The organism is Pseudomonas koreensis (genome assembly GCF_036668835.1).
Lineage (GTDB): Bacteria > Pseudomonadota > Gammaproteobacteria > Pseudomonadales > Pseudomonadaceae > Aquipseudomonas > Aquipseudomonas koreensis_I.
The window spans coordinates 403,427-416,469 of the sequence record NZ_JAZEVW010000002.1 but is presented as its reverse complement, the minus strand read 5'-3'; the positions used below and the strand labels follow the sequence as shown (position 1 = coordinate 416,469).

11 protein-coding genes are annotated in these 13,043 nt (G+C 61.5%); 10 read left to right on the top strand and 1 reads right to left on the bottom strand.

The genetic code is table 11. The annotated features are described in order from the left end of the window. Position 1 precedes the first annotated feature (1 nt). The 4 genes from cobN to V6F91_RS06965 all read left to right on the top strand — a co-directional run bounded on the left by cobN (position 2) and on the right by V6F91_RS06965 (position 7,627). Complete coding sequence (gene cobN / locus V6F91_RS06980) at positions 2 to 3,850, top strand: cobaltochelatase subunit CobN (protein ID WP_332763175.1); 3,849 nt, start codon at positions 2 to 4, stop codon at positions 3,848 to 3,850. 225 nt (positions 3,851 to 4,075) lie between these two features. Next, positions 4,076 to 5,086 carry an ATP-binding protein gene (locus tag V6F91_RS06975; protein WP_332763174.1) on the top strand — a complete coding sequence of 337 codons (1,011 nt, stop codon included), beginning with the start codon at positions 4,076 to 4,078 and terminating at the stop codon, positions 5,084 to 5,086. Then, on the top strand, positions 5,068 to 5,751 hold the full coding sequence (locus V6F91_RS06970) for a vWA domain-containing protein (RefSeq protein WP_332763605.1): 684 nt from the start codon (positions 5,068 to 5,070) through the stop codon (positions 5,749 to 5,751). Before V6F91_RS06975 ends, V6F91_RS06970 begins: the two co-directional genes overlap by 19 nt. A gap of 316 nt (positions 5,752 to 6,067) precedes the next feature. Further along, positions 6,068 to 7,627 (top strand): TerC family protein, encoded by a 1,560-nt coding sequence (locus V6F91_RS06965; protein WP_332763173.1) that lies wholly within the window; start codon positions 6,068 to 6,070, stop codon positions 7,625 to 7,627. Positions 7,628 to 7,800: 173 nt separating this feature from the next. Here V6F91_RS06965 and V6F91_RS06960 read toward each other — a convergent pair whose 3' ends face one another. Next, the gene (locus tag V6F91_RS06960) at positions 7,801 to 8,235 is read right to left on the bottom strand and encodes a thioredoxin family protein (RefSeq protein WP_332763172.1); all 435 of its coding nucleotides are present in this window, start codon (positions 8,233 to 8,235) and stop codon (positions 7,801 to 7,803) included. Between the two features lie 360 nt (positions 8,236 to 8,595). Between V6F91_RS06960 and V6F91_RS06955 the strand changes: the two genes are divergently transcribed. From V6F91_RS06955 to V6F91_RS06930, 6 genes are all read left to right on the top strand, one after another. Next, positions 8,596 to 9,444, top strand: a complete 849-nt coding sequence (locus V6F91_RS06955; protein ID WP_093101834.1) for a transporter substrate-binding domain-containing protein — start codon at positions 8,596 to 8,598, stop codon at positions 9,442 to 9,444. A 51-nt stretch (positions 9,445 to 9,495) separates the two neighbouring features. Next, a complete protein-coding gene (locus tag V6F91_RS06950) occupies positions 9,496 to 10,158 on the top strand; it encodes an amino acid ABC transporter permease (protein WP_076563193.1) in 663 nt (220 codons plus the stop codon). A gap of 9 nt (positions 10,159 to 10,167) precedes the next feature. Further along, positions 10,168 to 10,830 carry an amino acid ABC transporter permease gene (locus V6F91_RS06945; RefSeq protein WP_332763171.1) on the top strand — a complete coding sequence of 221 codons (663 nt, stop codon included), beginning with the start codon at positions 10,168 to 10,170 and terminating at the stop codon, positions 10,828 to 10,830. Beyond that, on the top strand, positions 10,827 to 11,618 hold the full coding sequence (locus V6F91_RS06940) for an amino acid ABC transporter ATP-binding protein (protein WP_090283234.1): 792 nt from the start codon (positions 10,827 to 10,829) through the stop codon (positions 11,616 to 11,618). Before V6F91_RS06945 ends, V6F91_RS06940 begins: the two co-directional genes overlap by 4 nt. A 30-nt stretch (positions 11,619 to 11,648) precedes the next feature. Beyond that, entirely contained in the window at positions 11,649 to 12,038 is a 390-nt protein-coding gene (locus V6F91_RS06935) for a RidA family protein (RefSeq protein WP_332763170.1), read from the top strand. A 212-nt stretch (positions 12,039 to 12,250) separates the two neighbouring features. After that, a complete protein-coding gene (locus V6F91_RS06930) occupies positions 12,251 to 13,015 on the top strand; it encodes an IclR family transcriptional regulator (protein WP_332763603.1) in 765 nt (254 codons plus the stop codon). Positions 13,016 to 13,043 lie beyond the last annotated feature (28 nt).

The window sequence follows — 13,043 nt, the reverse complement described above, 5'->3', positions numbered from 1 at the left end:
CATGCACCTGCTCAGGACCCAGCCCGGCGGTTTCGTCTCGGATGACAACATTGCCGACCTTGGCCAGACCCCCGCCGAGCTGGTGATCCTGTGCAGCGGCGATTCCAGCCTCGCGCTGCTCGCCGAAGCGGCGCAGCAGTTGCCGCAAGACTACCCGAGCCTGCGTCTGGCCAACCCGATGCAAGTGCAGAATCACGCCTCGGTCGATCTGTACGTCGATGAAGTGCTGCGTCACGCCAAGGTGATTCTGATTTCGCTGCACGGCGGGATTGCCTATTGGCGCTATGGCGTCGAGCGCCTCGTCAAACTGTCCGAACGCGGCGTGCAAGTGATTCTGGTACCGGGCGATGATCGCCCCGACCCGGAACTCAGCGACTTGAGCACCGTCAGCGCGGTGGACCGTGACCGGCTCTGGCAATTTCTACGTCAGGGCGGTCTGGGCAATGCGCTGGATTTTTTCCGGTGCCTGGGCAATCGCTGGTTCGCCCGCGATTACCCGTGGGGCGAGCCGCAAACCCTGCCACGCACAGCGATTTACCATCCGAACAAAACCACCGCGACGCTGAGTGACTGGCAGGCCGAATGGCTGCCCGCACAACCGGTCGTGGCGCTGCTGTTTTACCGCTCGCATCTGCAAGCGGCGAACACTGCGTTCATTGATGTGTTCTGCCAGCGTCTACAGGCCGCGGGACTGAATCCGTTGCCCATCGCCGTGGCCAGCCTGAAAGAACCCGGCTGCCTGTCGGTGGTCGAGGACTGGCTGGACGAAGTCGAGGCCGGGGTGATCCTCAATACCACCGGTTTTGCCCAATCCAGCCCTGAAGCGCCGCATCTACGGCCGTTTCGCCGCAATATCCCGGTGATCCAGGCGATCTGTGCCCAGGACAACGAGCCCGGCTGGCGCGACAGCGAGCAAGGCCTTGGCCCGCGTGACCTGGCCATGCACATTGCCTTGCCGGAACTTGACGGACGCATCATCAGCCGACCGATCAGCTTCAAGGATCTGGCCTGGCGCAGCGAGCGCAGTCAATCGGATGTGGTGTGCTATCGCGCACAACCCGAACGCATGGATTTTGTCGCCGAACTGGCGCGGCGCTGGACTGATCTGGCGCGGGTGCCGAACAGCGAAAAGCGCATCGCGCTGATCCTCGCCAACTACCCGACCCGCGACGGGCGCATCGGCAACGGTGTCGGCCTCGACACGCCAGCGGCAGCGCTGAATATCCTGCGTGCGTTGCAGGCCGAGGGCTATCCGGTTTCGGCCGAATTGCCAGGCAGCGGCACCGAGCTGATCCAGCAATTGCTCGGCGGCGTCAGCAATGACCTTGAGACGATTGACCTGCGCCCATGCCAGCAAAGCCTGGCGATGGACGCTTATCTGGCGATGTTCGATGCATTGCCCGAAGCCAATCGCGCCGCCGTGATCGCGCGTTGGGGCGCGCCGCACAGCGACCCGATGTGCCGAGACGGACAGATGATGATCGCCGGGCTGCGCTTGGGTCTGACTTTCGTCGGCATTCAGCCGGCACGCGGTTATCAGGTGGACCCGAGCGCGGTGTATCACGACCCCGATCTGGTCCCGCCGCACGCTTATCTGGCGTTCTATTTCTGGCTGCGCAACACCTACGGCGCCCACGGCGTGATCCACGTCGGCAAGCACGGCAACCTCGAATGGCTGCCCGGCAAAGGCGTCGGCCTTTCGGAAAACTGCTGGCCGGACGCGCTGCTCGGGCCGTTGCCGAATATCTACCCGTTCATCGTCAATGACCCGGGCGAGGGCGCTCAGGCCAAACGGCGCACGCAAGCGGTGATCATCGATCACTTGATGCCGCCGCTGACCCGCGCCGAAACCTACGGGCCGTTGCGCAATCTCGAACTGCTCGCCGACGAGTATTACGAAGCGCAGTTGCTCGACCCGCGCCGCGCCCGGGAATTGCAGCGCGACATTCTGCAACTGGTGCGCGACACGCAGATCGACCGCGAGCTGCAACTCGACGCCGCGCTGGACAGTGACGCCGATGCGGCGATCTGGTTGCCGCGTCTGGATACGTATCTGTGTGATTTGAAGGAATCGCAGATTCGCGATGGCCTGCATATTTTCGGCGAGTCGCCGAGTGGGCGTTTGCGCATCGATACCTTGCTGGCCTTGCTGCGGATTCCGCGCGGGGATGGCAAGGGCGCCCAGTCGAGCCTGTTGCGCGCATTGGCCAAGGCGTTTGAACTGGGGTTCGATCCGCTGGATTGCTTACTGGCCGAGCCATGGACCGGCGCGCGTCCAGACGAACTGCAAACCGTCACCGATGAAGTCTGGCGCACCGCCGGCGACACCCGCGAACGCCTCGAATTGTTCGCCACCGACCTGATCTTCGAATCCCTGAGGGATTCCTGTGGGAGCGAGCCTGCTCGCGAAGGCGGTGTGTCATTCAGCAATGATTCACCTGACCCAGCGCCTTCGCGAGCAGGCTCGCTCCCACGGGAACCGGGGTGGGCTGAAGTCGGGTTGATCATTGATAATTTGCGTGAGGTCATCGCACCACGCCTGGACGCCTGCGGCGCGGCAGAAATGCGCGGTCTGCTCGACGCCCTCAGCGGCCGGTTCGTCCCCGCCGGCCCGAGCGGCGCGCCCAGTCGCGGGCGCCTCGATGTGCTGCCGACCGGGCGCAATTTCTATTCGGTGGACGTGCGCAATTTGCCGACCACCACGGCATGGCGCATCGGTTTCCAGTCGGCGACCTTGATTCTCGAACGGCATTTGCAGGATCACGGCGATCACCTGCGTCAGCTCGGCCTGTCGGTCTGGGGCACCGCGACCATGCGCACCGGCGGTGACGACATTGCTCAGGCCATGGCGTTGATGGGTGTACGCCCGGTATGGGCCACTGGTAGTCAGCGTGTCGATGATTTCGAGATTCTGCCGCTGAGCCTGCTGGATCGTCCGCGCGTCGATGTGACGTTGCGCGTCTCGGGATTTTTCCGCGATGCGTTTGCCAACCTGATTCGCTTGTTCGACGCCGCCGTGCAAGCGGTCGCAGCGCTGGACGAGCCGGATGACCTCAATCCGCTGGCGGCGAAAGTGCGCGCCGAGCGCGAAGCGCTGCGTCAGTCCGGCGTCGACGAAGATACCGCGCGGCGGCAGGCCGGCTGGCGCATCTTCGGCGCCAAACCCGGTGCTTACGGCGCTGGCGTGCAAGGCGCTATCGACGGTCGTCTGTGGCAGAGCCGCGAAGATCTCGCCGAGGTTTATCTGAACTGGGGCGCTTACGCCTATGGCGGCGCCGACGAGGGTACCGCCGCCCGCGAACAGTTCGTCCAGCGCCTGAGTCAGGTGCAGGCGGTGCTGCAGAATCAGGACAATCGCGAGCATGACTTGCTCGACTCCAACGATTACTACCAGTTCCAGGGCGGCATGCTCGCCGCCGTGGAAAGCCTGAGCGGCCAAGCGGCGGCGAGTTATCACGGCGATCATAGCCAACCCGATTTGCCGAAGATTCGCACGCTGAAAGAAGAGCTGAACCGGGTGATCCGTTCACGCGCGGCCAATCCGAAATGGATCGACGGGGTCAAGCGCCACGGCTATAAAGGCGCGTTCGAGATGGCCGCGACGGTCGATAATCTGTTCGCCTTCGATGCGACCACGCAATTGATTGACGATCATCAATATGCGCTGCTGGCCGACGCCTATTTGCTGGACCCGCAGACCCGGGAGTTTGTCCGCGAGCACAATCCGCATGCGCTGCGCGATATGACCGAGCGCATGCTTGAAGCGCAACAGCGCGGCCTGTGGCAGGAACCGGGGGCTTATAAGGAAGCGCTGGAGAATTTGCTGCTGGATATCGAGGAGGATGGATAGCGCGTCCAAAAGCCAACCCTCACCCCAGCCCTCTCCCGGAGGGAGAGGGGGCCGATCTGCGTCGTTTTCGAAACGGGTATTCGACTCGAAGTGTCAGGTCGGCGAGATTCGAAAGATCACCTCAATCAGTTCCCTCTCCCTCTGGGAGAGGGCTAGGGTGAGGGGCTTTTACCTGACACCCCACAACATTCACGACCACCCACGACCACGCCAGAGAACCCACAAATGACCGACACCCCACATTTTCCCCTCTCCGCCGTGGTCGGCGCCGATGACCTCAAACTTGCCCTGTGCCTCACCGCCATCGATCCGAAAATCGGCGGCGTGCTGATCGAAGGACCGCGCGGCATGGCCAAATCGACCCTGGCCCGGGGCCTTGCGGACCTGCTCGCCAGCGGCCAGTTCGTCACCTTGCCGCTGGGCGCGACCGAAGAGCGTCTAGTCGGCACCCTCGATCTGGACGCTGCCCTGAGCGACGGTCGCGCGCAGTTTTCCCCCGGCGTGCTGGCCAAGGCTGACGGCGGCGTGCTCTACGTCGATGAAGTCAATCTGCTGCCCGACCACCTGGTCGATCTGCTTCTCGACGCCGCCGCCAGCGGCACCAACCTGATCGAACGTGACGGCATCTCCCATCGTCATTCGGCGAAATTTGTCCTGATCGGCACGATGAACCCGGAAGAGGGAGAGTTGCGCCCGCAGTTGCTCGACCGCTTCGGCCTGAACGTCGCGCTCAGTGGCCACACGCAACCGACCGAGCGCGGCCAGATCATCCGTCGGCGTCTGGATTTCGACAGCGATCCGCAGGCGTTCTGCGCGCACTGGGCCGCCGCGCAACAAAGCCTGCGTGAGCGCTGTGAGCGTGCGCGAATCGCATTGAGCAACATCGAGCTGGACGACGCCGCGTTGGCGCAGATTACCGAGCGTTGTTTCGCCGCTGGCGTGGATGGTTTGCGCGCGGATCTGGTGTGGCTGCGCGCCGCCCGCGCTCACGCTGCATGGCGTGGGGCGACGCAGATTGGCGAGGAAGATATCGACGCCGTGGCGGAGTTTGCCCTGCGCCATCGACGTCGCGAACCGTCGGCGCCGAGCCCGCAGCAGCCAGAACAACCGCCGCAGGCGCCCAGTCAGGCACAGAACACGGCGAACGAAGGGCAGGGGCAGTGGGGCGATATGCCAGCGCCCGCGCTCGCCACCGGCACTCGACGAGAAGTGCCCGTCTGGCCAAAAAAGCCCTAGGCATTCGCCCCCGATCCGACGCGGGGGCGAATGCCAGACCCCGCGCCGGACGGCTCGACAACGGACGCCAGGGCAAGCGCAAGAGCGCCAGCAGTGGCTCGGTGAACTGGCCCGGCACGTTGCTCAACGGGCGGCCACGACTGCGTGAAGACCTGCTGTTTCAACTGCGCACCCGCTCGCCGCACGAGTTGTGGCTGGTGATCGTCGACGCCTCCGCTTCGACCCGACGCCATCAGGCTTTGAGCGATGCCAAAGGTCTGCTCGCGCAATTGTTCGACGACGCCTACCGCCAGCGCGCGCGGCTCGCTTTGCTGACCGCCAGTGGTTCGACGCCGACATGGCACGTGCAGGGACTCAAAGCGTCCAGTGGTTTGCAAGCGTGGCTGCAAGCGTTGGGAGCGGGCGGTGGCACACCGTTGCTCGCGGCGCTGCTGCAGGCGCAGCAATGGCTGGGGCAACGGCGCAAGCGTTTCCCCGCCGAACAGCAGCGATTGCTGGTGGTAACGGACGGGCGTTTGAAGCATTGCTCCGGACTGCCAGCGCTGAATTGCCCGGGATTGCTGGTTGATATCGAGCGCGGACCGATTCGCCTGGGCCGAGCGCAGGCAATTGCCGAAGCGCTGGGCACCGACTATCGGCACATCGATGAGCTGGCTGCCCGCTGACGATCGCTTGGCGAGCCTGCTCGCGAACGGAACAGCCGCCAGCTCATCCGTACAGATCTTGAAATGATTTGCCACTGGGGAAAATGTGTCTTGAGGCTGTACGCTCCAAGGCCATTTTTCATTCAGGATTTGCATGAACACCCTCTCGGAGCCCCCCAGTTATCACTTCTCCTCGCGCTACGGCGCGGTCTTGATGCTCGCGCAGCATCCGGTTTTTCGACTACCGACTATCTTTGGCAATGCGGCTCTTGAGCCTTCGCGTTGCGTTTTGTCGTGTCCGGCAGCCTGAATTCACTGAGAGAAATCGAGACGTTTTATGGAATGGTTAGCGGATCCCACGGCCTGGTTGGGCTTGTTGACATTGATCGTGCTGGAACTGGTGCTGGGTATCGACAACCTGGTGTTTATCGCGATCCTCGCGGACAAACTGCCGCCGCATCAGCGTGACCGAGCACGAATCATCGGCCTGTCGCTGGCGCTGATCATGCGCCTGGGCCTGCTGGCGAGCATTTCCTGGCTGGTCACGCTGACGCAGCCGCTGTTCGAAGTGTTCGGCAAAAGCTTCTCCGGGCGTGATCTGATCATGCTGTTCGGCGGCGTGTTCCTGCTGTTCAAGGCCACCATGGAATTGCACGAGCGGCTGGAAGGCCATGTCGGTGAACGCACGACCAATGCGGCGTATGCGCTGTTCTGGCCGATCGTTGCGCAGATCGTGGTGCTGGATGCGGTGTTCTCCCTCGATGCGGTGATTACGGCGGTGGGCATGGTCGATGAGCTGGCGGTGATGATGATCGCGGTGATCATTTCCATCGGCCTGATGATCGTCGCCAGCAAGCCGCTGACCCGTTTCGTCAATGCACACCCGACGGTGATCATGCTGTGCCTGGGCTTTTTGATGATGATCGGTTTCGCCCTGACCGCCGAAGGTCTGGGCTTCCATATTCCGAAAGGCTACCTGTACGCGGCCATCGGTTTCTCGATCCTGATCGAGGTGTTCAACCAGATTGCCCGGGCGCGCCGCAAGCGCTCGATGCAGGGCCTGCGTCCGCTGCGTGAGCGCACGGCCCACGCGGTCATGCGTTTGCTCGGCGGGCGCACCCTGGCAGCCGAAGAAGTGGGCGAGGAAATCTCCGACCTGCTCGACAACGGTGATGCGCCCAGCGCGGAACTGTTCGACCGCCGTGAGCGGGTGATGATCAGCGGCGTGCTGCAACTGGCCGAGCGACCGATTCGCCAGTTGATGACGGTGCGCGCCGACGTAGATGCCATTGACCTGGCCGATGACGCGGAGACGATTCGCACAAAATTGATGCATTCGTCCTACTCGCGCCTGCCGCTGATACGCAACGGCGCGGTGGATGAGCCGTTGGGCTTTGTGCACAAGAAGGAACTGCTCAAGGACTATCTGGCCGGCGCCGAGCCAAACCTGGCGCAAATGGCGCGCCAGACCGTCAACCTCCTCGATAGCTATTCGATCCTCAACGCACTGGAACAGATGCGCGCGGCCTCGACGCATATTGCGTTCGTGGTCAACGAGTTTGGTGATTTTGTCGGGATTCTGACCATGACCGATATTCTCGAATCGATTGCCGGTGAGTTGCCCGATGCCAGCGAGATCGAAGGCCCGGATGTGCTGGAGGAGCAGGGCGGCTTTTTGGTCAGCGGTGCGCTACCACTCGCCCGAGTGCGCCAACGTACCGGGTTCGCGGCCGAGCCGACCGAGGATTATCAAACCATGGCTGGCCTGGTGATGAGTTTGCTGGATCGCTTGCCGATGAAGGGCGATCGGCTGGCGTACGAAGGCTGGCAATTGACCGTGGAGGCGGTGGAAGAGCGACGGGTCACGCGAGTGTTGCTGGAGCGCGCCGCTGCATGATTGCAGCGGTCATTACCTGACCCTCCGCCATCGCCGGCAGGCTGGCTCCCACGGGTCATGAGTTTGCTTCAGATCGAATGCCGTGCGCGTCCGTGTGGGAGCTGGCTTGCCAGTTGGTCACGCTTCAATCCTACTTAACGTTTATGGGGCAGGCACTTGAGCGTTTTGCGCAGTCAATACGAACGACGCTGACGCGAGTGCGCGACGGTACGCAAAACCTTGAATGTCTCACGCAACCAGGCCAGGTCATGCTGGGATTTACGCGCCGGTGCAGCAGGCGCCTTGGTCTTGCCAACATGCCTTGCGAAATCTTCTGCAAGCGTCTCTTCCGTACCGATGCCCTTGAGCTTTTTCAGCAGTTTGCCGTTGCGATAGAACAGCACTGTGGGCGTGCCGGTGACCAACGGATGGCGCGGCGACTGGCCGGTGTCGAGCATGTAAACGTTGGCACGGTGGCGGTAGGCTTCGGCAGTCTGGCGAAAGATCGGGCCAGCCCATTCGCACGCGGGGCAGTGCTCGTTGGCAAAGTACAGGATGACCGGGCGCCAGGTTTTCAGGGCTTTGCGATAAACCGGTGACAGCGTTGCCGCAGGGGTTGATGCGCTCATTGAATGCTCCTTTTCAACGACGGTGAGGTCCGGCGACGTTAAATGAGGGTATGTGGGGACGTCTACTGTCAGAAATTACAGGTGCCCTTCAAACAACGCCTGATTATCAAACGCACCGAAATCGCCCACCCCATCCCGTTTGGGAACCTGATACCCGCCTGCAGTAGCGTTCGGTAGCGCACCCGCTCCCTCTAACGCACCACTCCCAAACAATATCTCCATTGCATCCCCTTGATTCTAAAAACCTTTAAACCCGCGCAGATTTCTGACCGGGGCTGTGGCACACTTTCTGCTGTCTATTCCGTAGTAACAAACCGTGTTCCGGTATAGCGGAATAAACACCATTCTGGAGTGCTTGCCATGCATCGCCGTCCTTCGTTGTTCAAAGCGTGTGTTTTCGTTCTTGCAGCTTCATCAACCGTGATGGGCCTGGCCCAGGCTGCCGAGAGCAAGCTCGACAGTGTCCTGGCTCGCGGCAAATTGATTGTCGGCACGGGCAGCACCAATGCGCCGTGGCACTTTCAGGGGGCGGACGGCAAGTTGCAGGGCTTCGATATCGACATCGCCAGGATGGTGGCCAAAGGACTGTTCAACGACCCGAGCAAGGTCGAGTTCGTCGTGCAGTCGTCCGATGCGCGGATTCCCAATCTGCTCACCGACAAGGTCGACATGAGCTGCCAGTTCATCACCGTCACCGCCAGCCGCGCGCAGCAAGTGGCGTTCACCCTGCCGTATTACCGCGAAGGGGTTGGTCTGTTGCTGCCGAACAACAGCAAGTACAAGGAAATCGAAGACCTGCAAGCCGCGGGCGACGATGTCACCGTTGCTGTGTTGCAAAACGTCTACGCCGAAGAACTGGTGCACCAGGCGTTGCCCAAGGCCAAGGTCGATCAGTACGACAGTGTCGATCTGATGTATCAGGCAGTGAACTCCGGCCGCGCCGACGCGGCTGCCACCGACCAGTCTTCGGTCAAATACCTGATGGTGCAGAACCCTGGCCGTTATCGCAGCCCGGCCTACGCCTGGAGCCCGCAGACCTACGCCTGCGCAGTCAAACGCGGCGATCAGGACTGGTTGAACTTCGTCAACACCGCGTTGCATGAAGCCATGACCGGGGTTGAATTCCCGACCTACGCCGCGTCGTTCAAGCAGTGGTTCGGTGTAGATCTGCCGTCGCCGGCCATCGGTTTCCCTGTCGAATTCAAATGATCCCGTGAGAGCGGGGCGATTGCCGTCGCCTCGCTCAAGGTACTGCTGACCATGAACTATCAGTTGAACTTTGCTGCCGTGTGGCGCGATTTCGACACCTTGCTGGCGGGGCTCGGTCTGGGCCTGCAACTGGCGCTGGTGTCGATCGCCATCGGTTGCGTGATCGGCCTGCTGATGGCGTTTGCCTTGCTGTCGAAGCATCGCGCCTTGCGGGTGCTGGCCTCGGTGTACGTCACGGTGGTACGCAACACGCCGATCCTGGTGTTGATTCTGTTGATCTATTTCGCACTGCCGAGCCTTGGCATTCGTCTGGACAAGATCCCCTCGTTCATCATCACCCTGTCGCTGTATGCCGGCGCGTACCTGACCGAAGTGTTCCGTGGCGGTTTGCTGAGCATCCCCAAAGGCCAGCGCGAAGCCGGGCTGGCAATCGGTCTCGGTGAATGGCAGGTCAAGGCTTACATCACCGTGCCGGTGATGCTGCGCAACGTCTTGCCAGCGCTATCGAACAACTTCATTTCGCTGTTCAAGGACACCTCGCTGGCCGCTGCGATTGCGGTGCCGGAGCTGACTTATTACGCGCGCAAGATCAACGTCGAAAGCTACCGGGTGATCGAAACCTGGCTGGTGACCACGGCGTTGTATGTCGCGGCCTGTTACCTCATTGCCATGCTGCTGCGTTACCTGGAGCAGCGTCTGGCGATCCGCCGATAGGAGGCTGCGATGTACGAATCACCCAATTGGCTGCATGAATTGTGGGTTGCGCGCGAGCCGCTGTGGCAGGGCTTTTTGACCAGTGTGCAGGTCTCGGCGCTGGCGATACTGCTCGGCACTTTGCTCGGTGTTGTCGCCGGGTTGGTGCTGACCTATGGGCGCTTCTGGATGCGCGCGCCGTTTCGTTTTTACGTCGATCTGATTCGCGGCACCCCGGTGTTTGTATTAGTGCTGGCCTGCTTCTACATGGCGCCGGCGCTGGGTTGGCAGATCAGCGCGTTTCAGGCCGGCGCCTTGGGCCTGACGCTGTTTTGCGGCTCGCACGTCGCCGAGATTGTCCGCGGCGCGCTGCAAGCGTTGCCACGGGGGCAGATGGAAGCGGGCAAAGCCATCGGTCTGACATTTTATCAATCCCTCGGCTACGTGCTGTTGCCGCAGGCGTTGCGGCAGATTTTGCCGACCTGGGTCAATTCGTCCACGGAAATCGTCAAGGCCTCGACCTTGCTCTCGGTAATCGGCGTGGCCGAGTTGCTGCTCAGTACGCAGCAGGTGATTGCCCGGAATTTCATGACCCTGGAATTCTATCTGTTCGCCGGTTTTCTGTTCTTCGTCATCAACTTCGGCATCGAATTACTCGGCCGGCACATTGAAAAGCGGGTGGCCCTGCCATGACTCAAGCTCAAGTTTCCCCACAGAATCAGGCGCTGCTGGACATTCGCGGCCTGCACAAACAGTACGGCGCGGTCGAAGTGCTCAAAGGTGTCGATTTGAGCATGCAGCGCGGCAACGTCGTGACGCTGATCGGTTCCAGCGGTTCGGGCAAGACCACGTTGCTGCGCTGCGTGAACATGCTTGAGGAATTTCAGGGCGGGCAGATTCTGCTCGACGGCGAATCGATCGGTTATGACGAGGTCAACGGCAAGCGCGTACGTCACGCGGAAAAAGTGATCGCCCGCCATCGTGCGATGACCGGCATGGCGTTTCAGCAGTTCAACCTGTTCCCGCACTTGACCGCGTTGCAGAACGTCACCCTGGGCTTGCTCAAGGTGAAAAAAATGCACAAGGACGAAGCCGTGGTGCTTGCCGAGAAATGGCTGGAGCGCGTCGGCCTGCTGGAGCGGCGCAATCACTTTCCCGGCCAGTTGTCGGGCGGTCAGCAACAGCGCGTCGCGATTGCCCGGGCGATTGCGATGAACCCCAGCCTGATGTTGTTCGACGAGGTCACCTCGGCCCTGGACCCGGAACTGGTCGGCGAAGTGCTCAACGTGATCAAAGGCCTGGCCGAAGACGGCATGACCATGTTGCTGGTGACCCACGAGATGCGGTTTGCTTTCGAGGTCTCGGACAAGATCGTGTTCATGAATCAGGGGCGGATCGAAGAGCAGGGGCCTCCCAAGGAGCTGTTCGAGCGCCCGCAGTCACCGCGTCTGGCCGAGTTTTTGAAGAACACGCGGTTTTAAATCTTTGTTTTGTAATCAGGAGAAACACCCATGAGCATTACTCGTTATGGCACCGGTAGCACTGCCGCCGGCGGTCAGCCGCGTCCCTTCGCGCGCGCAGTCGAAGCGGATGGCTGGCTGCACGTCTCCGGCCAGGTGCCAGCGGTGGAGGGCGAGATCATTGTCGGCGGCATTGTCGAACAGACTCACCAGACCATGAAAAACCTGATCGCGATTCTCGAAGAGGCGGGTTATGGCCTGGAGGATGTGGTGCGGGTCGGTGTGTGGCTGGATGATCCGCGGGACTTCAGCAGCTTCAACAAGGTCTTCGGCGAATACTTCAAACCCGAACACGCCCCGGCGCGGGCTTGTGTGCAGGCGAGCATGATGGTCGATTGCAAGGTTGAGATTGATTGCATCGCGTACAAGATGAAGGCCTGAGTGAAGGCTTCCCCTCACCCTAGCCCTCTCCCGGAAGGAGAGGGGACTGATCACTGTCGATGCTGTTTTTTGCAGCTGACCACAATATACGCATCGATACGATCAGGCTCCCTCTCCCTCCGGGCGAGGGCGGGGGGGTGAGGGCAGCGTTGCCGCTGACACGACACCAAGGGCCAGTTACCATCCGGCGACTTTGAATGGGAACCACTGATATGACCGAAGACACCATCAAGCGCCGGGCTCGCGGTCTGGACCGGGCGTTCGATATCCTCGATTTCCTCAAGGAAATCGGCCAGCCGCTGCGCCCGAACGACATCGCCAACGGCATCGGCAGCCCGAAATCCACGGTCTACGAACTGGTTGCCTCGTTACTCGAACGGCGCATCCTGGAACCGGTGGGCAAGGACGGTCATGTCTACCTCGGCCGCCAGCTGTACTTTCTCGGCCAGGCGCACCTGCGCCATTTCGACCTCAGTCGCGAGGCCGATCACGCCTTACAGGAGATTGTCAGCCAGACCCGCGAAACCGCGCAGATGTGCCTGCTCAACGGGCGCAAATACACGGTGGCGTTGATGAAGGAGGGTGAGCGGCATTTCCGCATTTCTTCCGACATCGGCGAGAACGCGCCGATCCCGTGGACAGCTTCGGGGCGACTGCTGCTGGCACACCTGAGCGACCAGCAGATCATCGACTTGATCGACGAAGACGACTACATCCTGCCCGATGGCGAACGTCTGCCAATGGAGCGTTTTCTGGCGGAAATCCGTCAGGCCGGCATCGACGGTTTCTTTTCATTCGACAGCGTTGCCGACACCTTCACCCATTGCTTCGCCGCGCCGGTCAAAGACCCGCAAGGCGTGGCGATTTGTACCTTGTGCATCGTCGCGCCACGGGCCGACGCGAAAACCCATTACGACGACTATCGCCGGGTACTGATCGAGAGCGCCAACAGCCTCGCCCGGCGCATCAACGAATAAACGCGGCTGCCTGCGGCCGCGACAACGA

What these genes read in the sequence shown, in the direction of transcription:
- cobN (WP_332763175.1), top strand. Translation starts at nt 2, where the DNA reads ATGCACCTGCTCAGGACCCAGCCCGGCGGTTTCGTCTCGGATGACAAC.
- V6F91_RS06975 (WP_332763174.1), top strand. Translation starts at nt 4,076, where the DNA reads ATGACCGACACCCCACATTTTCCCCTCTCCGCCGTGGTCGGCGCCGAT.
- V6F91_RS06965 (WP_332763173.1), top strand. Translation starts at nt 6,068, where the DNA reads ATGGAATGGTTAGCGGATCCCACGGCCTGGTTGGGCTTGTTGACATTG.
- V6F91_RS06960 (WP_332763172.1), bottom strand. Translation starts at nt 8,235, where the DNA reads ATGAGCGCATCAACCCCTGCGGCAACGCTGTCACCGGTTTATCGCAAA.
- V6F91_RS06955 (WP_093101834.1), top strand. Translation starts at nt 8,596, where the DNA reads ATGCATCGCCGTCCTTCGTTGTTCAAAGCGTGTGTTTTCGTTCTTGCA.
- V6F91_RS06950 (WP_076563193.1), top strand. Translation starts at nt 9,496, where the DNA reads ATGAACTATCAGTTGAACTTTGCTGCCGTGTGGCGCGATTTCGACACC.
- V6F91_RS06945 (WP_332763171.1), top strand. Translation starts at nt 10,168, where the DNA reads ATGTACGAATCACCCAATTGGCTGCATGAATTGTGGGTTGCGCGCGAG.
- V6F91_RS06940 (WP_090283234.1), top strand. Translation starts at nt 10,827, where the DNA reads ATGACTCAAGCTCAAGTTTCCCCACAGAATCAGGCGCTGCTGGACATT.
- V6F91_RS06935 (WP_332763170.1), top strand. Translation starts at nt 11,649, where the DNA reads ATGAGCATTACTCGTTATGGCACCGGTAGCACTGCCGCCGGCGGTCAG.
- V6F91_RS06930 (WP_332763603.1), top strand. Translation starts at nt 12,251, where the DNA reads ATGACCGAAGACACCATCAAGCGCCGGGCTCGCGGTCTGGACCGGGCG.